The sequence below is a fragment of the Lentzea terrae genome (assembly GCF_003265345.1).
Lineage (GTDB): Bacteria > Actinomycetota > Actinomycetes > Mycobacteriales > Pseudonocardiaceae > Lentzea > Lentzea terrae.
The window spans coordinates 183,136-208,682 of sequence record NZ_QFWW01000030.1 but is presented as its reverse complement, the minus strand read 5'-3'; the positions used below and the strand labels follow the sequence as shown (position 1 = coordinate 208,682).

Annotated in this window: 26 protein-coding genes; 16 read left to right on the top strand and 10 right to left on the bottom strand. The window is 69.1% G+C overall.

Features of this window, described 5'->3' with window-relative positions:
* The first annotated feature begins 297 nt into the window (after positions 1-297).
* The 7 genes from DI276_RS38040 (at position 298) to DI276_RS38010 (ending at position 6,393) form a co-directional block, all read left to right on the top strand.
* The gene (locus tag DI276_RS38040; RefSeq protein WP_112272825.1) at positions 298-1,560 is read left to right on the top strand and encodes a tetratricopeptide repeat protein; all 1,263 of its coding nucleotides are present in this window, start codon (positions 298-300) and stop codon (positions 1,558-1,560) included.
* A gap of 239 nt (positions 1,561-1,799) precedes the next feature.
* On the top strand, positions 1,800-2,645 hold the full coding sequence (locus DI276_RS38035) for a cellulose-binding domain-containing protein (RefSeq protein ID WP_112272822.1): 846 nt from the start codon (positions 1,800-1,802) through the stop codon (positions 2,643-2,645).
* Positions 2,646-2,721: 76 nt separating this feature from the next.
* Positions 2,722-3,483, top strand: a complete 762-nt coding sequence (locus tag DI276_RS38030; RefSeq protein ID WP_198681166.1) for an aldose epimerase family protein — start codon at positions 2,722-2,724, stop codon at positions 3,481-3,483.
* A complete protein-coding gene (locus DI276_RS38025; protein ID WP_112272820.1) occupies positions 3,480-4,316 on the top strand; it encodes a sugar kinase in 837 nt (278 codons plus the stop codon). The genes DI276_RS38030 and DI276_RS38025 overlap by 4 nt, the downstream gene beginning before the upstream one ends.
* On the top strand, positions 4,313-5,137 hold the full coding sequence (locus DI276_RS38020; RefSeq protein ID WP_112272818.1) for an SMP-30/gluconolactonase/LRE family protein: 825 nt from the start codon (positions 4,313-4,315) through the stop codon (positions 5,135-5,137). The genes DI276_RS38025 and DI276_RS38020 overlap by 4 nt, the downstream gene beginning before the upstream one ends.
* A gap of 57 nt (positions 5,138-5,194) precedes the next feature.
* Positions 5,195-5,809, top strand: coding sequence for a ClpP family protease (locus DI276_RS38015; RefSeq protein WP_112272816.1), 615 nt, complete (start codon positions 5,195-5,197; stop codon positions 5,807-5,809).
* A complete protein-coding gene (locus DI276_RS38010; protein ID WP_112272814.1) occupies positions 5,806-6,393 on the top strand; it encodes a ClpP family protease in 588 nt (195 codons plus the stop codon). Before DI276_RS38015 ends, DI276_RS38010 begins: the two co-directional genes overlap by 4 nt.
* Here the strand turns inward: DI276_RS38010 and DI276_RS38005 are convergent.
* Positions 6,390-6,740: a helix-turn-helix domain-containing protein gene (locus DI276_RS38005; RefSeq protein WP_112272812.1), complete on the bottom strand. Its 351-nt coding sequence runs from the start codon at positions 6,738-6,740 to the stop codon at positions 6,390-6,392. The genes DI276_RS38010 and DI276_RS38005 overlap by 4 nt on opposite strands.
* Positions 6,741-6,887: 147 nt before the next feature.
* On the opposite strand from DI276_RS38005, the gene DI276_RS38000 reads away from it, so the two are divergent.
* Both DI276_RS38000 and DI276_RS37995 read left to right on the top strand, forming a co-directional pair.
* Complete coding sequence (locus DI276_RS38000; protein WP_157985204.1) at positions 6,888-7,691, top strand: calcium-binding protein; 804 nt, start codon at positions 6,888-6,890, stop codon at positions 7,689-7,691.
* 40 nt (positions 7,692-7,731) lie between these two features.
* Positions 7,732-8,478, top strand: a complete 747-nt coding sequence (locus DI276_RS37995) for a hypothetical protein (protein ID WP_112272808.1) — start codon at positions 7,732-7,734, stop codon at positions 8,476-8,478.
* Here the strand turns inward: DI276_RS37995 and DI276_RS52705 are convergent.
* From DI276_RS52705 to DI276_RS37970, 5 genes are read right to left on the bottom strand one after another with little or no spacing between them, the layout of a single operon-like run.
* Complete coding sequence (locus tag DI276_RS52705; protein ID WP_232837204.1) at positions 8,450-8,710, bottom strand: bacterial transcriptional activator domain-containing protein; 261 nt, start codon at positions 8,708-8,710, stop codon at positions 8,450-8,452. The two genes, DI276_RS37995 and DI276_RS52705, sit on opposite strands and share 29 nt — an antisense overlap.
* Positions 8,707-11,406, bottom strand: a complete 2,700-nt coding sequence (locus tag DI276_RS52700) for a hypothetical protein (RefSeq protein WP_112272804.1) — start codon at positions 11,404-11,406, stop codon at positions 8,707-8,709. The genes DI276_RS52705 and DI276_RS52700 overlap by 4 nt, the downstream gene beginning before the upstream one ends.
* Positions 11,407-11,449: 43 nt before the next feature.
* Positions 11,450-12,946, bottom strand: a complete 1,497-nt coding sequence (locus DI276_RS37980; RefSeq protein WP_112272802.1) for a tripartite tricarboxylate transporter permease — start codon at positions 12,944-12,946, stop codon at positions 11,450-11,452.
* Complete coding sequence (locus DI276_RS37975) at positions 12,939-13,430, bottom strand: tripartite tricarboxylate transporter TctB family protein (RefSeq protein ID WP_112272800.1); 492 nt, start codon at positions 13,428-13,430, stop codon at positions 12,939-12,941. Before DI276_RS37975 ends, DI276_RS37980 begins: the two co-directional genes overlap by 8 nt.
* The gene (locus DI276_RS37970; RefSeq protein WP_112272798.1) at positions 13,427-14,404 is read right to left on the bottom strand and encodes a Bug family tripartite tricarboxylate transporter substrate binding protein; all 978 of its coding nucleotides are present in this window, start codon (positions 14,402-14,404) and stop codon (positions 13,427-13,429) included. The genes DI276_RS37975 and DI276_RS37970 overlap by 4 nt, the downstream gene beginning before the upstream one ends.
* A 142-nt stretch (positions 14,405-14,546) precedes the next feature.
* On the opposite strand from DI276_RS37970, the gene DI276_RS37965 reads away from it, so the two are divergent.
* A complete protein-coding gene (locus DI276_RS37965; RefSeq protein ID WP_232837203.1) occupies positions 14,547-16,106 on the top strand; it encodes an ATP-binding protein in 1,560 nt (519 codons plus the stop codon).
* A complete protein-coding gene (locus DI276_RS37960) occupies positions 16,103-16,771 on the top strand; it encodes a response regulator (RefSeq protein WP_112273436.1) in 669 nt (222 codons plus the stop codon). The genes DI276_RS37965 and DI276_RS37960 overlap by 4 nt, the downstream gene beginning before the upstream one ends.
* On the opposite strand, the gene DI276_RS37955 is transcribed toward DI276_RS37960, so the two are convergent.
* Positions 16,756-17,880, bottom strand: coding sequence for an FAD-dependent oxidoreductase (locus DI276_RS37955; RefSeq protein WP_112272794.1), 1,125 nt, complete (start codon positions 17,878-17,880; stop codon positions 16,756-16,758). The two genes, DI276_RS37960 and DI276_RS37955, sit on opposite strands and share 16 nt — an antisense overlap.
* Positions 17,877-18,467, bottom strand: coding sequence for a PadR family transcriptional regulator (locus DI276_RS37950; RefSeq protein WP_232837202.1), 591 nt, complete (start codon positions 18,465-18,467; stop codon positions 17,877-17,879). Before DI276_RS37950 ends, DI276_RS37955 begins: the two co-directional genes overlap by 4 nt.
* A 134-nt stretch (positions 18,468-18,601) precedes the next feature.
* Between DI276_RS37950 and DI276_RS37945 the strand changes: the two genes are divergently transcribed.
* The gene (locus tag DI276_RS37945) at positions 18,602-19,702 is read left to right on the top strand and encodes an acyl-CoA dehydrogenase family protein (RefSeq protein WP_112272792.1); all 1,101 of its coding nucleotides are present in this window, start codon (positions 18,602-18,604) and stop codon (positions 19,700-19,702) included.
* Here DI276_RS37945 and DI276_RS37940 read toward each other — a convergent pair.
* A complete protein-coding gene (locus tag DI276_RS37940) occupies positions 19,686-20,558 on the bottom strand; it encodes a hypothetical protein (protein WP_112272790.1) in 873 nt (290 codons plus the stop codon). The two genes, DI276_RS37945 and DI276_RS37940, sit on opposite strands and share 17 nt — an antisense overlap.
* 94 nt (positions 20,559-20,652) lie before the next feature.
* Between DI276_RS37940 and DI276_RS37935 the strand changes: the two genes are divergently transcribed.
* From DI276_RS37935 to DI276_RS37920, 4 genes are all read left to right on the top strand, one after another.
* A complete protein-coding gene (locus DI276_RS37935) occupies positions 20,653-21,033 on the top strand; it encodes a trypsin-like serine protease (RefSeq protein ID WP_332874742.1) in 381 nt (126 codons plus the stop codon).
* Between the two features lie 62 nt (positions 21,034-21,095).
* On the top strand, positions 21,096-21,677 hold the full coding sequence (locus DI276_RS37930) for a DUF4232 domain-containing protein (protein ID WP_157985203.1): 582 nt from the start codon (positions 21,096-21,098) through the stop codon (positions 21,675-21,677).
* On the top strand, positions 21,677-22,168 hold the full coding sequence (locus DI276_RS37925; RefSeq protein ID WP_112272783.1) for a GNAT family N-acetyltransferase: 492 nt from the start codon (positions 21,677-21,679) through the stop codon (positions 22,166-22,168). The genes DI276_RS37930 and DI276_RS37925 overlap by 1 nt, the downstream gene beginning before the upstream one ends.
* Positions 22,169-22,209: 41 nt before the next feature.
* A complete protein-coding gene (locus DI276_RS37920) occupies positions 22,210-22,812 on the top strand; it encodes a LysE family translocator (protein ID WP_112272781.1) in 603 nt (200 codons plus the stop codon).
* Positions 22,813-23,006: 194 nt separating this feature from the next.
* Here the strand turns inward: DI276_RS37920 and DI276_RS37915 are convergent, their stop codons facing one another.
* A complete protein-coding gene (locus DI276_RS37915) occupies positions 23,007-25,244 on the bottom strand; it encodes an ATP-binding protein (protein WP_112272779.1) in 2,238 nt (745 codons plus the stop codon).
* Between the last annotated feature and the right edge of the window lie 303 nt (positions 25,245-25,547).

The window sequence follows — 25,547 nt, the reverse complement described above, 5'->3', positions numbered from 1 at the left end:
CGTACCGGGGGCATCGTTCGACCGGGCGGTCTCTGTTCGCGGAAAGCGCGAACCGGAGGCCGCCCGAGTGTTTTCTGGGGGTACAACCCCCAGACCCCGTCCGGCGGGCTCCGCCCCCGGACCCCCGACGGTGCGTGTAGATGTTGTCCGAGGTGGACCGGGGGCACGGACGAAGGACGAGGTGCGGTTCGCACCTCGTCCTTCGTGTTTTCTGCGGCGTCCACTGTGGACGTCATATCGCCGGCGTATGGAAATCCGGATACGTGGCGGCAACAGCGCGCGCCCTTGACTGGCGCCATGACTGGGGATGGAAACTGGGGCCGGCGTTCGGTGCTGCGTGCCGCGGCGGTGATGGCCGCCGCGACGCCACTGCTGGGCGGGGCCGCGAAGGCGCAGGCCGGCGGTGACGCGGACGCGTTGTTCAAGGCCGGGAAGTTCGAGCTGGCCGGTCGCGCGTACGAGGAAATGTTGAAGCGCGACCCCAAGAACGTGCACGCCGCTAGCCGGCGCGGGTATGTGGGGCTGTTGAGCAACAGGTTCGCCGAGGCGGAGAAGTACCTCGGCAAGGCGGTCGAACTGGCGCCCGGTGACAAGGAGATCCACCGGATGCTGGCCGACTGCTACACCAGGCAGGACCAGTTCGGCCGCGCCGCACCGCATTGGCGAGTGGCCGGCTCGGAATCCGAGGCGAAGTGGTACGAAGCGTTTCGCGGTGAGCCATATGAGATACGCGGTGACGTCGCGCGGTTGCCTTGGCTGCAGATGGACCCGATTCCGCAGGTGGAGGGGTCGCTCAACGGGGGACCGGCGAAGCGGCTCTCCTTCTACACGCGCGTCGGGCCGCTGAACGTGTCGGCGAAGACGGCTGCGGAGGCGGGCCTGCGGGCCGTGGCCAGCGAGAAGATCGAGTACGTCGGCAAGGTCTTCTGGTTCCACTACGGGGTGCTGGACTCGCTGCGGCTGGGTGACGTCGAGCTGCGCAACATTCCCGTGAACTGGTCGGACGGGGAGTCTGCCGGCGACTCGGACGGCATCTTCGGCACGTCGATCTTCTCCCACTTCCTGACGACGGTCGACTACGCCGGCCGGAAGCTGGTTCTGCGCCGCAAGAGCCCCGAGGCGTCCAGGCGGGCGCGGGAAGGCGCGGAGCCGTTGCCGTTGTGGCTGGCGCATGAGCACCTGACGTTCAGCAGGGGCAGCTTCGCCGACTCCGGACCGCGGGTGGTGGCACTGCACATCGGCGGAACCGGCAACAACGCTGCGGGCATGTTCGAGGGGACGGCCAGGGAGCTGAAGATCCGCGTCGACCACGACCGTCCGGAGGAGACCGCGGCCGGAGGTCAGGCGATCAACGTCTACCCCTGCTACCCGAAGGAGGTCCGCCTCGGCAGCGCCACCGCGCACGGCGCCTACAGCGTCGCGGGAGATCGGCCGGGACACGACGGGCTCGGGTTCGACGTGCTGGGCGAGTTCTCCCACAGCTTCTTCAAACCCTTCAACGTCACCCTGGACTTCGCCGACATGAAGTTCTACATAGGTCGCGGTGCGGCTGTCGTGTGAGGACAGTCCACATCGCTTCGCACACAACGAACTTTGGTCTAAACCACTAGGGCCTCCCTTTCGCGCAGTTGATCAACTCCGAACGGCGGATTCAGTCGGGCCTGCGCCACGATACGGTCGTCAAAGATTCAACGACCGCGCGGGAGTCCCTGGTGCTGCGGAAGTCCTTGTTATTTCTCATGGTTCTCCTGACGTGTGCGTGCACGTCGGAGAGTCCAGCGCCACCGCCGGTCACTCGCGTGTCGTCGCGGCCGCCGACGCTGATCACCGACGCGCGGGAGAACGTGCCGCGGTTCGTCCGTGAGGTCGTCGACGGCCGCACGGTCGAGCTCGACGACGGGCAGCGTGTGCGGATCTCGTTGCTCGCGGAGCCGGCGACCTGCTGGGCGGCTGCGGCGATCGCGTTCGCGACGAAGACGTTGCTGGTCCGGCCGGTTCGCGTCACCTCGGTCACTCCTGGTGAGGTGAACCTCTGGCTGGAAGATGGCACCGACTACGCACTTCTCGCCGTGCGCGAAGGTGTGCTGCGGGCACAAGGTGCTGCCGGTGAGATCGCTGAGGCTGAAGCCACCGCTGCGCGCGAAGATCGCGGCCTGTGGGGATTGCCCTGCAACGGCATGGATGCCACATCGACGCAGACTCCTCCGTCGTCGACGTCGCCCAGGCGGGTTCAGCAGCCGACGCCAACAACGACAACGCCTCCGCCACCACCTCCGCTGCCGCCGCCGGCTCCAGTGGTGACGACGACTCGGCCTCCTGCGCCGCCGCCGTGCACGGTCACCTACCGGATCAGCGGGCAGTGGCCGGGCGGTTTCCAGGGTGGCATCACGATCAAGAACACCAGCGGTGCGGCGATCAACGGCTGGACGTTGCGCTGGTCCTTCAATGACGGTCAGACCGTCCAGCAGATGTGGAACGCGTCGCCGTCGCAGCGTGGCGCGGCCGTCAGTGCCGCCAACGTCCACTACACAGCGACGATCGCGCCCCAGGGCGAGGTCTCGGTCGGTTTCCTCGGGTCCATGCGTGACCGGAACACCGCCCCGGCGTCGTTCGCGCTCAACGGGACGGCCTGCAAGACGGGCTGAGGTGTTGCCTCTGCGGTCGAACGTGGCAAGATAAATTACTAATTAACCACGCACTCGATCATGCCAGGGACGAACCGTGCAGGTCACCGTGCCGCTGTACGCCGAGGTCGACAACGCCCTCGGCGGCCGCTGGACGTCGCTCCGCACAGCTCGTCGCGAGTGGCTGTGGCACCGTCCCGACCCGGCCCGCTCGAGCGTCACGCCGGGCGCGCCGTTCGTCGACGCGGGCGGCCTGGAGGAGTGCGTCCCGACCGTGCGCGGCGTCCCCGATCACGGCGACGCGTGGAGCCGGCCGTGGGACGAGACCGGTGTGTTCTGCCTCGAGTTCGTGCTGAGCCGTCGCATCGAGTCGAAGGACGGCGCGGTCATCGCGGACTACGAACTGACCGCCGAGCCCGGCTACCGGTTCGTCTGGGCCGCGCACGCGCTCCTCGACCTCAGTCCGGCGGCACATCTCGTGGCCCCTGCCGGAACCCCGGTGCTGATCACCGACCCGGCGCCGGTGCTCTGCGAGTGGCCGGCCGGACTGGCGCAACTCGGCCCGGACGACGGCACGGCCGTCGGTGCGGTGCTGGAGCGCGACCAGATCCGCGTGGTGGATGGAGATCATCAACTCGACCTGCACGTCGAGTGCGCCGACCAGCCCGTCTCCATCGCGTTGTGGCGCAACCTCCGCGGCTGGCCGGAAGGCGACCCGTACCGCAGCGTCGGCGTCGAACCCATGCTGGGCCGCACTTTCGACCGCGCCGACCGCACTCGTCCCGTGGCTGTCGTGCCCGCGTCCGGAACCGTGCGATGGCGCCTGACCCTCACCGCTTTCGAGGAAGGGCCCGCATGACCGACGTGCTGACCCTGGGCGAGACCATGGGCGCCTTCCGCGCCGCGGGCTCGTTGCGCCTCGGCGGCACCGCGGAACTCACCATCGCGGGCGCGGAGTCCAACGTGGCCATCGGCCTCGCGCGGCTCGGTCACGCGACACGATGGGTCGGCGTCACGGGCGAAGACGAGATCGGCTCGCTGGTCCGCCGCACGTTGCTCGCCGAACAGGTGGACATCAGCACCCGTACCACTCCGGCCAAGACCGGCCTGATCCTCTTCGAGCCGCGCACCGCCGACATCACCCGAGTTCTCCACTACCGCAGCGGTTCCGCCGGTTCCCAACTGTCCGCAAAGGACGTGCGACGCGCGTTCGACGTGAGCGTGCCCCGGATCGTGCACGTCACCGGCATCACCTGCACGGTGACCTTCGACGTCAACTTCCGCGCCAAGCTGTGGTCGGCAGCGGAAGCAGCCAAGGCGATCCGTCCACTTCTGACACACGTCGACGTGCTGATCGCGTCCGACGACGAGCTGCCGATCGCCGGCGATGACCACAACGTCCCCGAAGTGGTGATCAAACACGGCGCGGCCGGCGCGACCGCACGTACCTCGGAAGGCGAGTGGAGAGCACCGGCCCACCCCGTCACGGCCGTCGACACCACAGGCGCGGGCGACGCGTTCGTGGCCGGCTACCTCTCCGGCCTGCTCGACCACCTGAGTCCGGCAGAACGCCTGCACCGCGGCACCGCCGTAGCCGCGTTCGCCGTGGCGACCCCAGGCGACTGGCAGGGCCTGCCCACCCGCACCGACCTCGACCTGCTGGACCTCCAACCAGGGAGCACCGTCCGATGACGTTGACGCAGTGGAACTTCGAGCAGCTCGAACTGGGCGAAGGCGCGCGCTGGATCAACGACCGGCTGGTCGTGGTCGACCTCCTGGCGGGCCGCGTGCTGGAAACGCCGGGCACGGTTCCCGCCCCGTTCCAGGAGATCGCCAAGCTCGACGTCCCGGTCGGCGCCGTCGCACCGACCAGCAACGGGCTGATGGCGGCCAAGGGAACCGGCGCCGGACTCCTCGACGGCCCAACCCTCGAATCCTTCGCAGGCGCCGGACTGCGAGTGAACGACGCCGCGGCCGACCCCGCCGGCCGCTTCTGGTTCACCACCATGGCCTACGACACCGAACCCGGCAGAGGTTCCCTGCACCGCCTCGGCGCACCAGCTCCTGTCCTCAAAGGACTGACGATCCCGAACGGCCCGGCCTTCTCCCACGACGGCAAGCTGATGTACCTGGCCGACAGCGCCCGCGGCCTCGTGCACCGCTTCGACGTCAACGCCGACGGCGACCTGAGCGGCCGCCGCACCTTCCTGCACCTCCCGCGCCAGACCCCGGACGGCATGACCACCGACGTGACAGGCAACGTGTGGATCGCGTTCTGGGGCTCCTCGGTCGTGCGCCGCTACCGCCCGGACGGCAAGCTGGACCAGGAGATCCACCTCCCGGCGCGGCAACCCACGAGTGTCTGCCTGGGCGGCCCGGACCTGAGCCGCCTGTTCATCACCACCGCTACCTGCGGCCTGCGCCGCCCAACGCTGCACGACGGCGCGCTGTTCGCCGTCGACGTGAACATCCCCGGCCGTCCGGCGAACGCATACGTGCCTGCTCACAGCTGATCTGCCCACAGCAGAGAAAGCGGCGAACCCTCAAAGCGGACCGGCATCGTCGTTGGCATGACGAACAACGAGAGGCTCTTCAGCCCCGGGCTGAGGGAACGGTTCTTCGGTCAGCGGGTGTTGATCCTCGACGGCGCGCTCGACGACGACAACGGGACGGTGCTCGCGACGCAGATGCTGTCGTTGGCGGCTGAGGATCCGCGGCAGGACATCGCGTTGTGGATCCACTCGCCGGGCGGTTCGGTGCCCGCGATGCTGGCTATCCGGGACGTGATGCGGTTGGTGCCGTGTGAGGTCGCGACGTTGGCGCTGGGGCTCGCGTGCAGTGCCGGGCAGTTCCTGCTTTCCGCCGGTACCAAGGGGAAGCGGTTCGCGTTGCCGCACGCGCGGATTCTGATGCACCAGGGGAGTGCGGGCATCGGTGGCTCGGCTGTCGAGGTCGAGGTGCAGGCGGACGACCTGCGGCACACCAGGGACACCGTGCTCGGGCTGATCGCCGAGGACACCGGGCAGCCGTTCGACCGGATCTTCACCGACTCGTTGCACGACAGGTGGTTCACCACCGGACAGGCGCTCGAGTACGGGTTCATCGACCACGTCGTGAGCGACCTCGCACAGGTGGTGCCCGTTCGCACGCACAAGCTGGGACTGCACTCGGGGGCCGTCGCATGAGCACTTACACCATTCCCAACGTCATCACGCGGGACGCGCGCGGCGAGCGGATCATGGACGTCTACTCGCACCTGCTCAGCTCGCGGATCGTCTACCTCGGCACCGGGATCGACTCCGGGGTCGCCAACGCGTTGATCGCCCAGTTGTTGCACCTCGAGTCCGACAACCCGGACTTGGAGATCAACCTCTACATCAACTGCGAGGGCGGGGATCCGTCGGCGATGCTCGCGCTCTACGACACCATGCGCTACATCAAGGCGCCGGTGGCGACCACGTGCGTGGGGCAAGCGGTTGCGGCGGGCGCGGTGTTGCTTGCGGCGGGGGCGGAAGGGCGCAGGGCCGTGTTGCCGCACAGCAGGGTCGTGCTGCACCAGCCCGCGGCGCAGGGGCGTGGTGCGATCCCCGACCTGATCCTCGCGGCGGACGAGGTGGTGCGGGTGCGCACGCAGCTGGAGGACATCCTGTCGCGGCACACCGGCCGGAGCGTGACCGAACTGCGTCACGACACCGATCGGGACCGCGTGTTCGACGCTGTGGGCGCCGTCGAGTACGGGCTGGCGGACCAGGTGCTCGAGCAGCGTTAGGCGACAGCCACCAGCACGCCCATCGCCACCGGGCCGGACGGCCGTCCGGAGGGACGCGAGGTGTGGAAGTGCTGAACCTGCTGGACGTGACGGACCTGGCCGGCGACACCGATCAGCAGGTCGGCCAGGTCGATCTCCAGCGCACCGGTGACGGCGGCGATCATCTCGCTGGACGGTTCCTTGCGGCCGCGCTCGATCTCGGACAGGTACTGCACCGAGATGCCCGCCCGTTCGGCCACGTCGACCAGGCGGTCGCCGCGCGCCTCCCTGGTCTCGCGCAGCTTGCGGCCCAGGGCCTCACGCCACAACGGTTCGACAGCGCGCTTGAAGTCCAGGATCTCCGCCATTTCCTCATGGTGACAGCACGGCGACCACCGCAAACCACGGTTCTGCTGTCAGCAGAAAGACAGCCCTAAAACCACCCAAAGGTGGCCGAAAGACCGCTGAGCAGGCTCTTCCCCGCAACGCAACACACCACCAAGGGGAGAAACAGCATGAGAATGCTCATCGGTCTCGGTGCCGCCGCCCTCGCCGCGGTCGCCATGCCCGCCGTCGCGCACGCCGCACCCCACACGACCGTGTACGTGCTGAACCACCAGCTGGTCATCGAGGCCGAGCCCGGCAAGACGAACAACATCGTGATCGGCATGGAGTCGGCGAGCCACCGGCTCACCGTCACCGACTCCGGTGACCTGCTCGCCGTCGGCGCCGGCTGTTCGCTGAGCGGCGACATCGTGCGGTGCAACTACGAGTCCGGCACCACGAAGCTGATCACCTCCGTCCGGGTCAACGCGGGCGACCTCAACGACCGCATCAACGTCACGTACGACAACACCAACGCCGACGCGATGCCGGCGTACGTGTACGGCGAGGCGGGCAACGACGTCATCGAGACGCGCGCGAAGGGCACGATCAGCGGTGGCGACGGCACCGACACGTTGCGGCCGAAGCGCGGTGGCGTGTCCGTGTACGGCGGTGCCGGCACGGACCGCGCCGACTACAACAGCGGCAGCGCCCTGCACCCGAACTCGGGTGTCTCGGTGACCATCGGCTCCGGCACCGACGACGGCTACGACACGCTGGCGTTGAAGGACTACGTCGCGAGCGACGTCGAGAACCTGACCGGCACCAACTTCGTCGACCACCTGGTCGGCAGCGCGGCGGTCAACAACATCCTCGCGCTCGGCGCCAACGACCTCATCTGGGGTCTCGCCGGCAACGACACGCTCAACGGAGGCCTTGGCGTGGACACCTGCCTCGACGCCGCGGACGGCGACGTTCTGGTCAGCTGTCCCTGACCTTAAGACCGCTTTAAGCGGGCTCGGCATCCTTCGGACCATGAACGCGAAGGTGATGAGCACGGCGCTGTTCGTGCTGAGCTTGACGGGCCCGGCCGTGGCGAACGCGGCCACCGACGAGGTCGTGCAGGTGCAGAACACCAGCGCGGCCTCGTCGGTGAACAAGACCGTCTCGGTCAGCTGCCCGAGCGGCACGAAGGTCGTCGGCACCGGGGGTTCGGTGACCGGTCAGCGGACGGCGGTCACGCGGGTGCGCCCGAGCGCGGACCTCAGCAGCGTGGAGGTCACCGCGGTCGAGCACGGGGCGGGGACCGCGCAGCCGTGGACGGTGAAGGTCAGGGCGAACTGCGTGCCCGGCGAGTTCACGCTGGTGTCCATGAGCAGCACGAAGAACGCCGAGGCGGCCTGCCCCGGCAACCAGAAGGCGCTCGGCGTCGCGGGCGAGACCGACGGCGTGCACCTGACCAGGATCGCGCCGAAGACCAACCTCAAGGGTGCGCTGGTCGAGGCGCCCGACGCCGCCACCGTCACCGCCCACGCGATCTGTGGCAGCAGGCCGGGGCTGGTGCTGCGCGGCGGAACCTCCTCGGTCGTGCTGACCAAGACCGCCTCGAAGTCCGTTGCCTGTCAGGAAGACGAGCAGGCGGTCAGCGCCGGCGGTGCGGTCGGCGGCGCGGTCATCGACGGCGTCCTGCCGGTCGGGCCCGTCGCGGTCGTCTCCGGCGAGGCGCCGGACGGCCAGGCCATTCGCTGGTCGATCACGCCCTACGTCGTGTGCTCGCAGTAAATGGGCGCGGGTCGACCTCGATCTCGCGCATCCGCGTGACGTAGGTCTGGTAACACCTCCTCGCCTCGCCGTGACTCCCTCCGGCGGCGAGGACGCGCACCAGCATCAGGTGCGCGGGCTCGTCGTACGGGTCGCGTTCCAGTACGCGCAGGCAGTACCTGCTGGCCAGCGCGTACTCCCCACCGGACTCGGCCCGTGCGGCGAGCACCTGCACGACCTGCAGGTAGATCAACCGGGCTTCCTCGCGAAGTCGCCCGGCCAGTCCTCGTACGGGTCCTCCTCCAGGAAGTCGCCGTGGTACGCGGACTCGGCGGCCGCCAGCAGCGACTGCGCCTCGGACGAGTTCCGTTGTGCGGCAGCAAGTCCGGCCCGTGCATCGGCGAGAAATGCGACCACGTCGACGGGCAGGACGTCCGGGTCGAGCCGGATCGCGTCACCCTCGGCCACGATTCCCGTGCCCGCGCGAAGAACGCTGCGAGCGGTGGACAACGCGACGGCCAGGCGGTTCGCCACCTTCTCCGGTTCCTCGTCCGGCCACAGCAGGTTTCCCAGCGCCTCACGGGTGATAGGCCGCCCGCGCCGGGCGATGAGGATCTTCACGAGGTCACGGGCCTTGCGCGACTGCCACACGGCGGGCGGCAGCGGTTCGCCGTCGCGCAACACCCGGAACCCGCCCAGCGTCTGGATGAACAGCTCCGGCCGGCTCGCTTTGCGGCAGGTCTCGGCCACCACCGCCGCGGCTTCGGCGAGCACGCGCGCACCGAGATCCGCGGCCTGCTGCCGTGCCGCACCGGCGAGTTGCTCACCAGCGGCACCACCGACCAGCGCGGCCTGAGCCGTGCGCACCCGCACCTCGCCGAGCGGGTTGCCGATCTCGCGCCACAACGTCAGCGCCTGGTCGAGCAGCACGGAGTCGCGTTCCAACTGCCCCCGCACCTGCAACGAACGTGCGAACCCGGCCCGGTCACCGCGCCGTGTCGCGATCTCCGCCGCCTCCTGGCACAGGTCCTTGGCCTCGTCGAGCCACGCCAACACGAGCAGTGCCGCCACGCTTTCGCCCAGCTCCAACGCTTTGCGGGCGTGCTCACGAGCCAGTTCCGGGTCGTCGTCGGAGAACAGCTCGGCCAGTCCGACGTGCGCCAGCAGCATGTGCGGCACGGTGTTCTTGGCGGACGCCAGCCGCAGCGCCTCCTGCAGCGCGAACGCCGCCAACGCCCGGTCGCCCCGCAGCCGGTGGACCTCGCCCAGGTACACCAACGGTGCCGCTGCGAGCCAACTCCCCGCCTGGTCGAACACCTTCTGCGCCGCGTGAAAATCCGCTGCGGCCTCGTCCAACCGGCCGAGCCCGAGCAACGCCTCACCGCGGTTGTGCAGCCCGATCGCACGGTACGTCGCGAACCCCGTGACGTCCGCGAGCGGCAGCATCTCGTCGATCTCCCGCAACGCCGCCCGGTGCTCACCCGCCTCGACGTGATGTGACGCCCGGTTCGACCGGATGCGGATCACGCCGAGCACGTCACCGGCCTTCTGCGCGTGGTCCAGCGCGATGTCGTAGTGCTCGGTCAGCTCGTCGCGCTTTCCTTGTGCCGCAGCGACCATCGCGAGGACGGTGTGCGCGGTGCCGATCGCGCCGTCGGTGGTCGCGGTCTCCAGCGCCTGTGTCGCCTTCGCCTCCGCCGCTTCGAGGTCACCCAACGCCCAGTGCGCGCTCGCCGCAGTGCTGAGCAGCATCGGATCCGAGCTGTCCGCGCACTCCTCGCAGATCTTCAACGCGTCCCGCGGTCCGCCGCGCAGGTGCTGGATCCACGCCATCCGCCAGGCCAGTTCGGCGGTCAGCCCGTTCTCGGTGGCCTTCGTGAACCGGTCCGCCGCCTGCCGCCACTCGCCGCGCAGTTGGTGCGCCACACCTTCGAGCTGCCACACCTCGGCCGTGCGCTGGTCTTCCGGCACCAGACCCGTGGCCCCCAGCACCGCGTCCGCGCCACCGGTTCGCAACACGTCGTCGAGCAACGCGGTGACGCCAGGCCAATCCTCCAGCTCGGCAAGGGAATCCACCGCACGCACGTACTCGCCACGCTCCCCGAACCACCTCGCCGCCGTCCGATGCACGCCGCTAGCGGGCTCCAGGTACTCCCGCGCCAACGGCACGAGCGTGAACCACCCCGGTTCCGCCCGGACGTGTTCCACGAACAACCCGCGCCGAGCGAGGTCCGGCAGGATCACCGGAGCGCCGGAATGTCCCAGCTCCACCAGAAGATCCGTCGTGAATCGATCGAACGCCGCAGCGGCCCGCAGCAGTGAGCGCGTCTGTTCCGGTTCTCTGCCAACGACTTCGTCCACCAGGTCGGCGAGCTCCTCGACGGTGCCCGTCTCCGCGACCAGCCGTACCGCGATCGGCCACCCGCCGGTGACGTCGTGCACGTCGTGCCCAGCGACCACGGTGGTCTCCTCCGCGGTGAACGCCAGTTGGGCAGCGGTGATCTCGGTCAGCTCGCCGTCGACCTTCAAGCGCCGCAACGAGAACGGCGGCAGCGTCCGTCCGGAGAAGACCAGTCGGGCGGTCGGCGGCAGCTGCAGGCAGAGCGCCTCCAGCAGCTGAACGGCCGAATCTTCTCGTCTCAGCACATGAATGTCGTCCAGGACGATCAGCACGTCCTCTGGCCAGGCGTCGGCCAGCAGTCCGGCCATCGCCTGTGCCCGCCCGGACTCGTCTTCACCGGACACCGCCGGAACGCTGGTCCAGCCGGCCGCCAACGCAGAGGCCATCGGCTGCAACAGCCGATGGCCTTCCTGGCAGGTGTGCCACACCACCGGACGGTCGGTGTGCGCTTGCGTCAGCAGCGTCGTTTTGCCGTAACCGGCAGGTGCGACGAGAGTCGTGAGCCTCGTCGTGCAGAGCAGCCCCTCGAGCCGGGGCCGCCGGATCACCGTTGTCCTCCCACGCCTCAAGATCGTCGTTCGGCACCAAGCGTTACACCGAGGCAGCCACCTTCTTGCGCCGCAACCGCAGCACCGTCGCCACCACCAGGATCACGACGAGCACGCTGTACGCGACCGCCGCGAACGGACTCGCGACCAGCGCGGTGAGCGAGCCCTCGCTGATCTGCAACGTGCGGCGCAACTGCTCTTCCGCCATCGGCCCGAGGATCATGCCCACGACCAGCGGGGCGACCGGATAACCGTGGCGCCGCATGAAGAACCCGGCCACACCGATCACCAGCAGCACGACCAGGTCGTCCACCACGAAGTTCACCGCGTAGGTGCCCAGCGCCGCGAACAGCAGGATCCCGGCGTACAGGTACGGCCGTGGGATCTGCAGCACCTTCACCCAGATCTTCACCAGCGGCAGGTTCAGCACGAGCAGCATCACGTTGCCGATGTACAGCGACGCGATCAGCGCCCAGACCATCGCCGAGTTGTTGGTGAACAGCAACGGTCCCGGCTGGATGCCGTAGCTCTGGAACGCCGCCACGATCACCGCCGCCGTCGCAGTCGTCGGCAGGCCCAGCGTCAGCAACGGCACGAGAACGCCCGCCGCTGCCGCGTTGTTGGCTGCCTCCGGGCCCGCCACGCCCTCGATCGCGCCCTTGCCGAACTCCTCCGGCCGCTTCGACAGCTTCTTCTCGGCCGCGTACGACAGGAACGTCGACACGTCCGCGCCACCAGCGGGCACGGTGCCGATCGGGAACCCGATGAAGGTGCCGCGCAGCCACGGTTTCCAGGACCGCGACCAGAACTCCCGGGTCATCCACTTGCCGCCGACCGGGATCACCTCGATCGGCCCGTGCCGCAGCCGTGCCGCCACGTACAGCGCCTCGCCCACCGCGAACACGCCGACCGCCACCACGACCACGTCGATGCCGTCGGACAGCGTCGGCACGCCCAAGGTGAACCGCTGCTGCCCGGTCAGCGTGTCGGTGCCGACCAGGCCGATGAAGAGCCCGAGGCCCAACGACGCCAGGCCGCGCACCGGTGAAGACCCGAGCAGTGCGGCCACGGTCGTGAACGCCACCACCATCAGCGCCACGTAATCCGCCGGCCCGAGCGTCACCGCGATGTCCGCGATGGACGGTGCCAGCAACGTCAGCAGCACGGTCGCGATCGTGCCTGCCACGAACGAGCCGATCGCCGCCGTGGCGAGTGCCGCCGCGCCACGGCCGGCCCTGGCCATTCGGTTGCCCTCCAAGGCGGTCACGATGGAGGCCGACTCGCCGGGGGTGTTCAGCAGGATCGACGTCGTCGACCCGCCGTACATACCGCCGTAGTAGATGCCCGCGAAGATGATCAGCGCCGCGGTCGGGTCGAGCGTGTAGGTCAACGGCAGCAGCAACGCCACCGTCATCGCCGGCCCGATGCCGGGCAGCACGCCGACAGCGGTGCCGAGCGTGACGCCGAGCAGCGCGTACAGCAGGTACACGGGTTGCGCGGCGGTCGCGAAACCCTCCAGCAGTGCGGTGAGGTCACCCATCGAGGAACGGCACCCCTTCGAAGATCCCGGCGGGCAGCGACAGGCCCAGCCCGTACGCGAACACCACCTGCACGATCAACGCCAGCACCACCGCGATCGGCAACGCGCGCCACCACACCGCGCCGAGCGTCCAGGCCGCGCCGAAGAACAGCACCGCCGCCGCGACCGGCCAGCCGACCAGGTCGATCAGCACCAGGTGGGCGATCAGCACCGCGACGAGCTTGGCCACGGTGATCCAGTCGGTGCGGACGCCGGCGTCGACGTCCTCACCCTCCTCCGCCTCGCCGAGCTTGCCGCGGACGGTGGCGATGATCGTCAGCACACCCGTGACGAGGAGCAGAGCCCCTACGGCATAAGGGAAAGCACGCGGTCCGACCGCGTTGTCGTCGCGCGCGGCGATCGTGGTCGCGTCGACCAGGGTGAAGACCCCGATCGCCGCGACCAGACCGCCGAACACGTACTCCTCGACCTTCTCGGCAATCACTTGATGAGCCCGATGTCCTGCAGCGCCGGCTTCACGCGACCGATCTCCTTGGACAGGAACGTGGAGAACTCCGAGCCGGTGAGGAAGGTGTCGGACCAGCCCTTCTTGGTGAGCTCGTCCTTCCACTGCTGGCTCGCGTGCATGTCGGTGACGAGCTTGGTGAGCCGGTCCTTGGCCGCCGCGGAGATCCCGCCGGGCGCCACCACACCACGCCAGTTGATCAGTTCGACGCCCAGTTCCTTGAGGGTCGGTGCGTTCAGGTCCGCGTGCGCGTTCGGCCCGGACGTGGCCAGTGCGCGCAGCTTGCCGGCCTTGATCTGCTCCCGGTACTCGCCGACACCCGAGATGCCCGCGTCGACCTTCTTGCCCAGCAACGCCGCCAGCGACTCGCCGCCGCCGGAGTAGGGCACGTAGTTCAGCTTGGCCGCGTCGATGTTCTTCGCCTTGAGCAGCATCCCCGCGAGGATGTGGTCGGTGCCGCCGGCCGAACCGCCGGTGATCGACACGCCCTTGCCCTTCTCGTCCACGGCCTTCAGCAGGTCGTCGATCGTCTTGTGCGGCGAGTCCGCCGGCACCACGACGACCTCGTCCTCCGCCGTGAGCCTGGCGATGGGCGTGGTGTCCTCCAGGCGGGTCTTCGCCTTGTTCGTCTCCACCGCGCCGACCATGACCAGGCCGGTGATCATCAGGAACGACTCGGAGCGCTCGTTCGAGAGCTTCTGCAGGCCGACCGTGCCTCCGGCACCGCCGACGTTGGTGACCTGCACGGATCCGGCGAGCTTCGCTCCGGACACGGCCGACTGCATGGACCGCGCCGTCTGGTCCCAGCCGCCGCCGGGGTCGGCGGGGGCCATGATCTCGAGCTTGGCCACGGTGTCGTTGCCGCCACCCGCGTTCTTCGCGCCCTGACCACATCCCGCGAGCACCAGTCCGGCGGCCACGACCGCTGCCGCACGTCTCCAGCTCGTACCCATTCGAGCACTCCTCGCCTCGTTGCGAACGTTGGGCGGGGACAGTAGGTAGCCGCAGGTCACGAAACGGGGCATAGGTCGTAAGGAACGTATTGGTCGTTTTGTTCGTGACGCAGTTCACATGCTTTGGGTGAGAATGCCACTCATGTTCCGCCGGTCCGTCTCGCTGGGCGTCTCGCTGCTGGTGTTGCAGGTGGTCATCGTGCTGATGACGACCTGTGCCGCCGGGCTGCTCGCGGCCAAGCTGCAGAGCGACCGCATCCGCGAGGCCTACAAGGACCGGATGCTGTCCGTGGCGGAGAGCGTGGCCCGGTTGCCCACGGTCGTGCAGGCCTTCGACGCGCCGGACCCGGCCGCGACGATCCAGCCGCTGGCGGAACTGATCCGCAAGGCGTCCCAGGTGACGTACGTGGTCGTCACGGATCGCAACGGCGTCCGGTACGCCCACCCCGATCCTCGCCGGATAGGCGAACGCGTCTCCACCGACCCGAGTGCCGCGTTGTCCGGCGAGGTGTTCGTCGGCACCGAGACCGGCACGCTCGGCAGGTCGTTGCGCGCCAAGGTTCCCGTGCGCGCGGCCGACGGGCACATCATCGGCATGGCGTCCGTCGGCATCCTGGAGAGCCAGCTCTCCGCCGACCTCGCCGAGGACCTGCCGGAGCTGATCGGCTGGCTCGCGGCCGCGGCGTTGGTGGGCGTGCTCGGCGCCGCGCTGGTCACGCAACTGGTGCGGCGCCGCACGTTCCGGCTCGAACCCGCCGAGATCGCGCAGTTGCTGGAAACCAGGGACGCGATGCTGCACGGCATCCGCGAAGGCGTTGTGGCCATTGACGATCGGCAACGGCTCGCGTTGGTCAACGACGAGGCGTTGCGGTTGCTCGGGCGCACCGACAACCCGACCGGCCTGCCCGCGGCGCAGGTCCTCGACGAGGGTTTGCTCGACCTCGCGCGGGCCGAGAACGATCTCGCGGACCGCCTGGTGCTGGCCGGAGAACGGGTGCTGGTCGCGAACCGGATGACCGCCAAGACGCACGACCGGGCTGTCGGCGTCGTGCTCACCTTGCGCGACCGCACGGAGTTGCACGACGCGTTGCGGGAGCTCGACGGCCAACGCACCGTGACGGAGGTGCTACGCGCGCAGGCCCACGAGTTCTCCAACCACCTCCACGTCATCGGTGGCTTGCTGGACCTGGACCGGCGTGCCGACGCCGTCGCCTACATTGAGCGGGTCGGTGGAGCCGGGTCGATCACCGCGGACATCATCGACGGAGCCAACGCCGACCCAGCGCTGGCGGCGTTGCTGCTGGCCAAGTCGTCGACCGCGCACGAACGCGGCGTCGAGCTGCGGCTGGATCCCGGCAGCGCGGTGGACATCCGGGCGGGCGACGACGCGTTGACCGTGCTGGGCAACCTGGTGGACAACGCGGTGGACGCCGTGGAGACGGGTGGCACTGTGCGCGTGCTGGTTCGTTCGTCGGTGCAAGGAGTGCGGATGGTCGTGGACGACGACGGTCCGGGGGTGGCTGAGTCGCAACGTGGTCGTATCTTCGACCTGGGCGTCAGTTCCAAGGGCGCCGACCGGGGGATAGGACTCGCATTGGTGTCGAGGGTGGTCACGCGCCGCAACGGGCGCGTGGCGATCACCGACTCGGAGCTGGGCGGCGCGTCGTTCGACGCGTGGCTGCCGGAGACGGGGAACCGATGAGCGTGCGGACCCTGGTCGTGGACGACGACTTCGCCGTGGCCGCGATCCACCGCGGCTTCCTGGAGGCGATGCCGGGGTTCGAGGTGGTCGGCGAGGCGCACCGCGGCGGTGAGGCGTTGCGCGCCGTCGAGGCCTTGCGGCCGGACCTCGTGCTGCTGGACATCCACCTGCCGGACATGTCCGGGCTGGAGGTGCTGGCCCGGTTGCGCGCACGCAACGGACCGCCGGTGGACGTCATCGCCGTCACGGCCGCGCGCGAACGGGAGACCGTGCGGCAGGCGATGTCCCGTGGCGTGGACAACTACTTGGTGAAGCCGTTCACGCGCACGGCGTTCGTCGACCGGATGCGGGAGTACCTCGCCCAGCGCACCGAGGTGCAGCGGCTCGGCCAGGTGCTGGACCAGGACCAGGTCGACCAGCTGATGCACCACCGGCCGCGGGTGGTGCTGCCGAAGGGACTTTCGGCCGTCACGCTGCGGTTGGTGACGGATGCGTTGAAGGCCAGCGAGGCCGATCTGTCGGCGCAGGAGGTCGGCGACCGGGCCGGGCTGTCGCGGGTCAGTGCGCGGCGGTACCTGGAGCACCTGGTGACCATCGGGATGGCCGAGGTGCAACCGCGGTACGGCATGGCGAACCGGCCCGCGCACGGCTACCGGCTGACCTGAGCGTCCCAGTCGATGCGGTAGTTCTGGTCCTTCGTGAACGCCCGCGCTCCGAAGGTCTTCATCACGAGCGGCATCAGCAGCCGAGTGATCGGGCCCATGCCCCGCTTGTCGCTGTTGGTCTTCGTCGCACGTGCCGCGATCCGTTCGACCCGTGGCCGGCGGAGGCGTTCGTAGGTGGCGAAAGCCGTGGGGATGTCTCGGATGTCGCGCAGGCAGCGGGCGAGCTGCACCGCGGACTCGGCCGCCAGTGAGGCGCCCTGGCCGGAGCTGGCGCTGGGGGCGTGGGCGGAGTCGCCGACCAGGACCATGCGGTCGCGGTACCAGTGCGGCACGCTCGGCATGATCTCCAGCGGTCCCGCGCCGATCACCTCGTGGCTGTGCGCCAGGAGTTGCTTCGCGGGCATGTCGTCGCCGTAGGCCTCGCGCAGGCGTTCCAGCCAGATCGCGGACGACGACACCTCTTCCGGCTGATCGACGGCGAGGTTGTTGAACCACGCGATTCTGCCGTCCGGTTGTTCCCAGTAGCCGAGGAACGAGCTGCCGAACACGAAGTACATCGTCTCCGGATCGGCGTGCACGCCGCTGTTCTCGGCGTACGACCCGAAACCGAGCAGGCCGACGTACTCCGGTTGTGGCGCGTGGGGATCGATGATCGTGCGCACCCGCGAACGGATGCCGTCGGCGCCGACCAGCACGTCGCCCTCTTCCGTGCTGCCGTCGGAGAACGTTGCGGTGACCCCGTTTTCGTGTCGCACGTCGACGAGCCGCTTGCCGTACTCCACCTTGATCCGCTGTGCCGCGGTCAGCTCGCGCAACCGCTGGTAGAGCTCGGCCCGCGGCACGACCCGGCTCATGTCTCCCGTGATGCGGCCCAGCGTGCGGCCCTGGGCGTCGGCCATCACCATGTGGCGCAAGGGTTCGCCGAAGTCCGGCTCGAGCCCGACGATCTTCAGCGCCGCCAGTCCGTTGGGCGCCACGGAGAGCATGCCGCCCACGCCGTCCGCAGTTGTGTCGTAGGCCTCGAAGACGACCGACTCGATACCGGCCTTTTGCAGGGCGAGTGCGGTGACCGGTCCCGCGATGCCGCCCCCGATGACTAACGCCTTCATCGTTCCCTCCCGAAGAATTCCCGCCACGAACGCTGGTACTCGTCTTTCGCCAGTTCCCCCGCGAGCTTCTCGACCAGCCGCAGTTCGGCCTCCAGCAACGACATCCGGTACTCCTCCTCGACGAGGAAGATCCACTCGACGCCGTCGTCGGTCGCTTTGCCGACCATGGCGCGCGTGTCGTCGAGGTCCCTCGTCAACGCGTCGGCGCGGGCTTTGAGCAACTCCGCGGCCTCCACCGGGTCCAGCACCGAGATCAACGACAGCGCCACCCCGAACTGCGGGTACTCGTGCACCGGGTCGCGGACGAGCTCGCGCATCCAGTCGTAGAGCTCGGTGCGCCCCTCGTCGGTCAGCGCGTAGACCGTGCGTTCGGGCCGCTGGGTGTCCTTGACGGTCTCCTGCTCGGCGACGAACCCGGCCTTCCGCAGCTGCTCGACGACCATGTAGAGCGAGCCGCGGTTGAACTTGATGTTGCGGTCCTTGCCCGTCTCCTTGAGTTGTTTGCCCAGCTCGTAGGGGTGCTGCGGGCCCATCACGAGATGTGCCAGCACGGCCAGTGCCAACGGGTTCGAGACCTTGCGCCGCACGTTCCGACCTCCTTGGTTGATGTCGACTATCCAGCTCTGATTAGTTGATGTCAACTATAGCGTTGTTCTGCTCTCCGGACCTGTGGCGTCGAGCAGCGCGCCGCGGGGAGTGCCCGCTTGTAGCGTCGGGGTCCATGCGCGAATCGACGTTCGTCCAGGCAGCGGCCGCGTTGAGGCCCGTGCTGGCACGCGACCAGGCGGCTGGCGACCGGGACCGCCGGCTGACCGAGGAAGCGATGGCGGCGATGCGGGATGCCGGGATGTTCCGCATGTTCGTGCCCGAGTCGCTGGGCGGCCTGGAACTGGGGTTGCAGTCCTCTGTGGACGCTCTGGCTGAGCTGGCCGGCGGTGATCCGTCGGCGAGCTGGGTCGTGATGATCCTGGGCGCGTCCGATCTGGTGGTCGCCCAGCTGCCCGTCGAGGCGCAGCAGGAGATCTACGCCGACGGCCCGGACACGCACGTCTGCGTCGTCCTCACTCCACATGCGACAGCCGAGCGCGTGGACGGCGGCTGGCGGCTCTCCGGCGAGTGGTTCCCGGCTTCCGGCTGCCTGCACGCGGCGTGGGGGATGTTCGGTTTCCCGATCGCGGAAGGGGACGTCGGCGTGGCCGCGATCCCGTTCGGCGAGCTGCGGGTCAAGGACACCTGGCACACCGTCGGCATGCGCGGCACCGGCAGCAACCTGGTGGTGGGTCAGGACGTGCACGTGCCGGACCATCGGGTGCTGCGGCTGGCGGACGCGATCACGGGCTCGGCGGTGGTACAGACCGTGCTCACCTACATGATCGGTCCCTACCTGGGGATGGCCTCGGCCGCGCTGGACCACGTCGTGGCGCACGCGAGCAAGCGCCCGGTCTCGTTCACCACGTACCAGCGGCAGAGCGACTCCCCGGCGTTCCAGATCGCCGTCGCGGAGGCGTCCGCCAAGATCGACGTGGCCCGGCTGCTGGTCCGCTCGTGCGTTGAAGCGTTGTCCGGCAACGTCCTCGACTACGCGGCCCGTGCCCGGCATCGTCTGCACGCCGTGCACGCGGTGCGGCAGTGTGGTGAGGCGCTGGACATGCTGGTCGCCGCACACGGCGCGTCGGCGGTCGCGGAGTCCAGTCCGCTCAACGTGTTGCTGCGCGACATGCAGACCGCGTTGCGGCACGCGATGATCAACCCGTCGTGGAACATGGAGGCGTGCGGCCGCGCGTTGCTGGGCGTCGAACCGAACATCACCCCGTTCCTCTAGGCCAATCCCAGTTGATGCCGATCACGCCGGAGGTCATGCCGGTCGTCGTGACGTGCACTGAGTTGTGCACGGTCAACGGCAGCTCCGTGAGCACGTGCTGCTCGACGAACAGATCGGCGCGGAAGTACTCGTACACGCGGTCCGGCAGCGCGTCCGGGTGGAACCGCACCTCCAGCAGACAGGTGCCCTCCGGCCGGCGGAAGGCGTGGGCGCAGTCCGTGCGCGAGGAAGCCGGATCGCGTATCTCGGCCTCCCACACCCACGTCTCACCGGCCTCAAGCCGTTGCCCGAAAAGGAGTTCCGCGGCGAGCACGTGACCTTGCCGCAGCACCGTGCCGAGCGCGCAGTTGCGTCCCGGCACGACCTCGACCCGGTCGATCTCGCACCCCGCCGCGCCGTAGTACCGCACCACCGTCCGGTCCACGCCGTCGCGGCGAGCCCGCGCCACCGAACGGCCGGCGATCCGTGACGGGCTGCGATCCGGCCCGACGTGCACAACCTGTTCGGACGTCAGCACTTCCATCCGCCACGCCCGTGCGCCGGGCAGTGCGTCGAGGAGCTCGGCCATCGGCCCGCTGTACTCGTCCACGCCCTGCCGCGGCCGGAACGGTGGCGGCTGGTGCGAGCGCAGCAGGTTCGTCAACGTCCGCTGCGGCAGATCGAGGATCTCCTCCAGCGCGGCGATGGCGCGCAACGACTTCGGCCGGCGCGGCCACGCCCGTCCGTGCTGCCAGTCGCTCAGGCTCGCGAGCCCGACGTCGATCCCGCGCTCGGCGAGACGCGACCGCAGGCGTTCCAGCGGAAGCCCGCGCTCACGGATCGCGTCGCGCAACACGAGGTGGAACGGTCCGGTCATCGCACATCCGAACCTACCGCCGCGGCGAGCGCCGAGCGATCCGAAATTACGGCGATAGCGGGCATCTCCGGTTGCTCCGAACACTCGAAGATCCCTGCACCCGCGAGGAGATCCTCGATGCGCAACACGATCCACGCCGCTCTGCTGGCGCTCGTGTTCTTCTGTCCCACCTCGGCGCCCGGTCACGCACCAGCCCGCACCGATGGTGTTGCAGGAACTGGACTCCCGTGTGCTCGCGGACAACGCACCCGGCTGTCACACCAACGCGGCCACGCTGTGCACGCACAACCCCGACGGCTGGCGCGGTGTCTGCTACGGCGACTCCGGCGGCCCTGCCGTCACCAGGACCGGCACCGGCTGGGCGGCCGTGGGCACGGTGATCGGGCAGATCGGCGGATGCTGGTGCGCGGACGCTCCGCAGGTCTTCTCCGACGTGCCCGCCCACCGGGCCTGGATCGCGTCCCACACGGGCTAGTCGCGTGGCGGCCTCGCGCGAGGCCGCCAGCGCGCTCTTCGTGCTGTGGCATGATCGATCGCATGAGAACTGGGGGCAGGATTCTCGTGTTGCTGGCTGCGCTCGCCGGCCTGGTCGGGTGTGCAGCGCGCCCAGAGGCGCCGTCGTTGCCGGAACCGGGAGCCGCGCGGCCGATCTCCCTGAGCACGCCGACGTCCGGCGAGCCGTCGTGCGACACGGGGCTGCGGTTCCGGGCAGGCTCCACCAACGCGGCGATGGGACTGCGCGTGATGGCCGTCGAGCTGGTCAACTGCGGCACGCAACCGCTGGAGCTCAACGGATATCCACAGGTGAAGCTGCTCGACGAGAACTGGCAGCAGTTGGACGTCCAGATCCTCAACGGCTCTGGTGGCATCTCCTCGGTCGAGGGGTTCGACAACCCGCCGCAGCCGATCGTGGTGCAGCCGGGGGAGAGTGCGAGGAGCGCGTTCATGTGGAAGAACACCAACACGTCGGTCGAGCCGCCGCAGATCGGCATCCACGTCGACGTTGCTGCCGTGCCGAACGGCATCTACCAGCCACTGCCGGGCGCCGCGGCGGGCAAGGACCACTACATCGACCTCGGCAGCACCGGCCGTCTCGGCGTGCAGGCCTGGCACCTCTGATGGTCGAGCTGCGGCGCGCGACCCCTGCGGACGCTCCCGCGGTCGCCGGGATCTGGTACCCCGGCTGGTGCGACGCGCACCTGGGCAACGTGCCGCAGCAGCTCATCGACGCCCGGCCGCGCGAGACCTTCGAGCCACGCGCGTTGGAGCACGTCGAACACACCACGGTCGCCACTGTGGACGGCGAGGTCGCCGGGTTCGTGATGGTCGCCGGCGCCGAGGTCGAGCAGGTCTACGTCTCGGCCGACCACCGCGGATCCGGTGTCGCGTCAGCACTTCTGTCCGCCGCGGAACAGGTCGTGGCGGCTCAGGGGCACTCCGTGGCATGGCTCGCCGTCGTTGCCGGCAACGTGCGGGCGCGGCGGTTCTACGAACGCCAGGGCTGGACCGACGAGGGCCTGTTCGACCACCAGGCGCCGCATCCGGACGGTCCCATTCCGGTGCCCGCGCACCGCTACACCAAGCCGGTAGGACTCGTGTCCGGCGCGTAAATTCTTCCGTTGACCAGGCGTTTCTGTGTTCTGATGACGGCATGTCGACCGCCGCACTGCTCAGCTTCACGCTCGTCGCCCTGCTCACCGTGATCACTCCGGGCCTGGAGACCCTGCTGGTGCTGCGCACGGCCCTGCTGGTGGGCCGCCGGGCCGCCATGGGCGTCGTGGTCGGCAGCACGCTCGGCTGTCTCGTGTGGGCGACCGCGGGCCTGGTCGGCCTCACCGCGCTGCTGCAAGCGTCCGAACTGGCCTACAACATCGTCCGCTGGCTCGGTGCCGCCTACCTGATCTACCTGGGCGTCAAGGCTCTCTGGCAGTCTCGCCGTCCCGTGCAGCTGGACGAGCCCGCTCCTGTCGCGTCCGCGCGCGCGGCCGTCCGGGTCGGACTCCTCACCAACCTGCTCAACCCCAAGCCGGGCGTCTTCTACATCTCGCTGCTCCCGCAGTTCCTCCCGGTGGGCCAACCGGCGTGGGGCGCGGCGCTCGTCGCGATCCACTTGGGAATCGGCCTGCTGTGGTTCCCGATCCTCATCACCGCTGCCGGTCGGGCCCGTGCTTTCCTGCTGCGCCAACGAACTCTGCTGGACCGCCTGTCCGCCTCCGCCCTCATCGCGTTCGGCGTCAAAACAGCTGCAGACTGATGGTCCACACGGGTGAACCTCGCTACCGCCGATCGGAATGCGCAAATTTGCCGATGCGCCCGAATCGGGGTGCGGGTGAGATTGATGGTCCGGCGTCGAGCTCAGCGTCGGACGGGCACTCCCGGTGGGATGGGTCGGCCACGGTGATGACCGTGATCATCCGGGGGGAAGTGATCGCGGGGCGTTGGCTCAGCTCACCGGGTGCCCGTGTCAGTGGCCGATCGGTGCCACGCCGCCAACGCCACCCGGTTCGGCAGCCCGAGCTTCGCGCGGATGTTGACCACGTGCCGGTCCGCCGTGCGTGGTGAGATGAAGAGCCTCGCCCCGATCTGCTTCGACGTGAGCCCGTCCGCCACCAGTCCGGCGATCGTGAACTCCTGCCTGGTCAGCCCGCCGGGCAGCGTGGGCTTGACCGGTCGGCGCTCGGAGTCCGGCACCGGCTCGAGCGCGAACTCCATGGCCTGCTCCTGCCGCAGGTCCGCGCCCAGCGTCATGATCACCTGGTAGTCGTCGCCGAGCGCGCGGCGGACGTTCCGGTCCGCGCGTTCCAGCATCTTGTGGAACGGCCTCATGCTCGCGAACGAGATCCGCGAGATCCGTTCCTGCGACCGCAGCGCACCGAGCAACCTGGCTGCGCGATCGTGCGCGCCGAGCTCCGCGCACGTGCAGGCGAGCAACCACAGGCTGTACGCGGGACCCCACGTGTCGCCGAGCGTCAGCTGGATCCGCAACGCCTCCACCGCCAACGGATGCACCTGCGCCGGATCACCGTGCAACAGTTCGTAGAGCGCCTGGTGCCACAGCCCCCAAGCGTGCGACCAGTCCACCCCGTTGCTCTCCGCGAGCCTGATCAGCTCGGTCGTGGCCTTGTCGGCGGCCTCGGCGTCCATCAGGAAACACACCGCCATCGCGTGCATCAGCTCGGTGATGTACGTGTCGCCCGGCGGCGCGAACTCTCTGCACAGCTCCACGACGTGCGCGTACAACGGCACACAGTCCGGCGAGCCCTCCACGTAGAAGAGGTGCGTCGCCTCGACGAACACCAGATGCATGTCGGTCATCGGCGTCCGCGGCAACGCACGCGCCTCGTTCATCAACGGAATCGCCGCCGCCATGTCGCCCTGCGTCTGCGCGAGGTAAGCGCAGTGCGCCAGCAACGACGTCCGCAACGGCGGCGCGGTGATCACCTTGCGCGCCACCGCGAGCAGGTCCCGCGCCTGGCCGAGCATGCCCGCGAACGACGTGAAACGGCTCCGCTGCACGTTCATCGCCATGACGGTCCCGGCCTCAGCCAGATCGGGAGTCCCCAACGCGTACCCGACCGCGGCCCGGATGTTCGGCCACTCCTCCCGCAGCCGCGCCATCCACAGCGCCTCGTCCGGTGAGAACCACGAGCGCGCCGCTTCGTCCACAAAGTCGCTGTAGTGCAACACATGCCGCCGCAACAGCTCGTCAGCATCGTTCAACAGCCTTACGCCGAACTGCGACACCGTGTCCAGCAACCGGTAGCGCGTCCGCCGCGTGACCGGACTGGTCGTCGCCACCACGATCGACTTGCGCACCAACGCCGACAACGGCTCCAGCACGTCGCCGCCCGCCACCGCCTCGGCCGCAGCACGATCGAAGTCGGCCGGGAACACCGACAGCGCCGCCCACAGCTGCCGCTCCTCGTCCGTGCACAGCCGCGCCGACCACTCGAACGCCCGCTCCAGCGTGACGTGATGCGCTGGCCCGTGCGTGTCCCCGACCAGCAGGTCGAACCGCCGGTCGAGCTGCTCGAGCACGTCGGTCAGCGACATCTCCGCAAGCCGCGCGGCCGCCAGTTCGATCGCGAGCGGCAGCCCGTCCAACGCCCGGCACAGCGCCGCGACCTCCGGCAGGTCGACCTCGGTGAGCGTCGCGCCCACCGCCTCGGCCCGTTCGAGGAACAACTGCGCGGCGTCCTCCGTGAGCGGCGGCACCCGCAGCAGATGCTCGCCGTACACCCCGAGCTGCTCCCGCGACGTCGTGAGGATCGTCAGCCCCTCACAGTCCCGCAAGAGATGGTGCACCAGGCGCCGCACCGGCTCCAGCAGATGCTCGCAGTTGTCGAGCACCAGCATCAAATGCTTGTCGTGCAACGACTCCACGAGCCGCCCAAGCCCCGCGTCCGGCGAGTTGTCGACGATCCGCAACTCGGCCGCGACCGTGCGCGCCAGCAACGCAGGGTCCTTGAGATCCGCGAGCGGCACCACCCACACCCCGTGCTGGAACACCGCCGCCCGCGCCATCGCACGCCCGGTCTCCACGGCGATGCGCGTCTTGCCGACCCCGCCGGCACCGAGCAGCGTGACCAGCCGGGCTTTGCCGAGGAGTGCCTCGGTTTCGGCGAGCACGGCCCGGCGGCCGATGAACGTCGTGGTCTGGGCAGGCAGATTGCCCCGCACGGTCATCGGCGCATCTTCGCTCAGTGACGGGCGGAGGTGACGATGAGCATCGCCTCTCCACCCTTTTGGACTAGCGGGATCGACCGTGTGTGGTCACGCGCTCACGCTCCAGCCAGACGCACGCGAATCGGGCCATGGTCCACGACGCTGGCTGGAGCCGTCAGCTGGTTCGGCCGTGCATGGTCACGTGCTCACTCCTCAGCCCTAGCGGAGTGGGGCGCCAGGGCGCGAGTTGTCCACCCCGTCTGAACGGCGAACCGCTGAGCGAAGGCCGGTGCCGGCAGCCGGTTCAACCGTGTGTCGTCACGC

What these genes read in the sequence shown, in the direction of transcription:
- DI276_RS37965 (WP_232837203.1), top strand. Translation starts at nt 14,547, where the DNA reads ATGTTCCGCCGGTCCGTCTCGCTGGGCGTCTCGCTGCTGGTGTTGCAG.
- DI276_RS37925 (WP_112272783.1), top strand. Translation starts at nt 21,677, where the DNA reads ATGGTCGAGCTGCGGCGCGCGACCCCTGCGGACGCTCCCGCGGTCGCC.
- DI276_RS38040 (WP_112272825.1), top strand. Translation starts at nt 298, where the DNA reads ATGACTGGGGATGGAAACTGGGGCCGGCGTTCGGTGCTGCGTGCCGCG.
- DI276_RS37960 (WP_112273436.1), top strand. Translation starts at nt 16,103, where the DNA reads ATGAGCGTGCGGACCCTGGTCGTGGACGACGACTTCGCCGTGGCCGCG.
- DI276_RS37980 (WP_112272802.1), bottom strand. Translation starts at nt 12,946, where the DNA reads ATGGGTGACCTCACCGCACTGCTGGAGGGTTTCGCGACCGCCGCGCAA.
- DI276_RS38005 (WP_112272812.1), bottom strand. Translation starts at nt 6,740, where the DNA reads ATGGCGGAGATCCTGGACTTCAAGCGCGCTGTCGAACCGTTGTGGCGT.
- DI276_RS38020 (WP_112272818.1), top strand. Translation starts at nt 4,313, where the DNA reads ATGACGTTGACGCAGTGGAACTTCGAGCAGCTCGAACTGGGCGAAGGC.
- DI276_RS37945 (WP_112272792.1), top strand. Translation starts at nt 18,602, where the DNA reads ATGCGCGAATCGACGTTCGTCCAGGCAGCGGCCGCGTTGAGGCCCGTG.
- DI276_RS38015 (WP_112272816.1), top strand. Translation starts at nt 5,195, where the DNA reads ATGACGAACAACGAGAGGCTCTTCAGCCCCGGGCTGAGGGAACGGTTC.
- DI276_RS37955 (WP_112272794.1), bottom strand. Translation starts at nt 17,880, where the DNA reads ATGAAGGCGTTAGTCATCGGGGGCGGCATCGCGGGACCGGTCACCGCA.
- DI276_RS37920 (WP_112272781.1), top strand. Translation starts at nt 22,210, where the DNA reads ATGTCGACCGCCGCACTGCTCAGCTTCACGCTCGTCGCCCTGCTCACC.
- DI276_RS37940 (WP_112272790.1), bottom strand. Translation starts at nt 20,558, where the DNA reads ATGACCGGACCGTTCCACCTCGTGTTGCGCGACGCGATCCGTGAGCGC.
- DI276_RS37930 (WP_157985203.1), top strand. Translation starts at nt 21,096, where the DNA reads ATGAGAACTGGGGGCAGGATTCTCGTGTTGCTGGCTGCGCTCGCCGGC.
- DI276_RS38000 (WP_157985204.1), top strand. Translation starts at nt 6,888, where the DNA reads ATGAGAATGCTCATCGGTCTCGGTGCCGCCGCCCTCGCCGCGGTCGCC.
- DI276_RS38025 (WP_112272820.1), top strand. Translation starts at nt 3,480, where the DNA reads ATGACCGACGTGCTGACCCTGGGCGAGACCATGGGCGCCTTCCGCGCC.
- DI276_RS38010 (WP_112272814.1), top strand. Translation starts at nt 5,806, where the DNA reads ATGAGCACTTACACCATTCCCAACGTCATCACGCGGGACGCGCGCGGC.
- DI276_RS37970 (WP_112272798.1), bottom strand. Translation starts at nt 14,404, where the DNA reads ATGGGTACGAGCTGGAGACGTGCGGCAGCGGTCGTGGCCGCCGGACTG.
- DI276_RS37915 (WP_112272779.1), bottom strand. Translation starts at nt 25,244, where the DNA reads ATGACCGTGCGGGGCAATCTGCCTGCCCAGACCACGACGTTCATCGGC.
- DI276_RS37995 (WP_112272808.1), top strand. Translation starts at nt 7,732, where the DNA reads ATGAACGCGAAGGTGATGAGCACGGCGCTGTTCGTGCTGAGCTTGACG.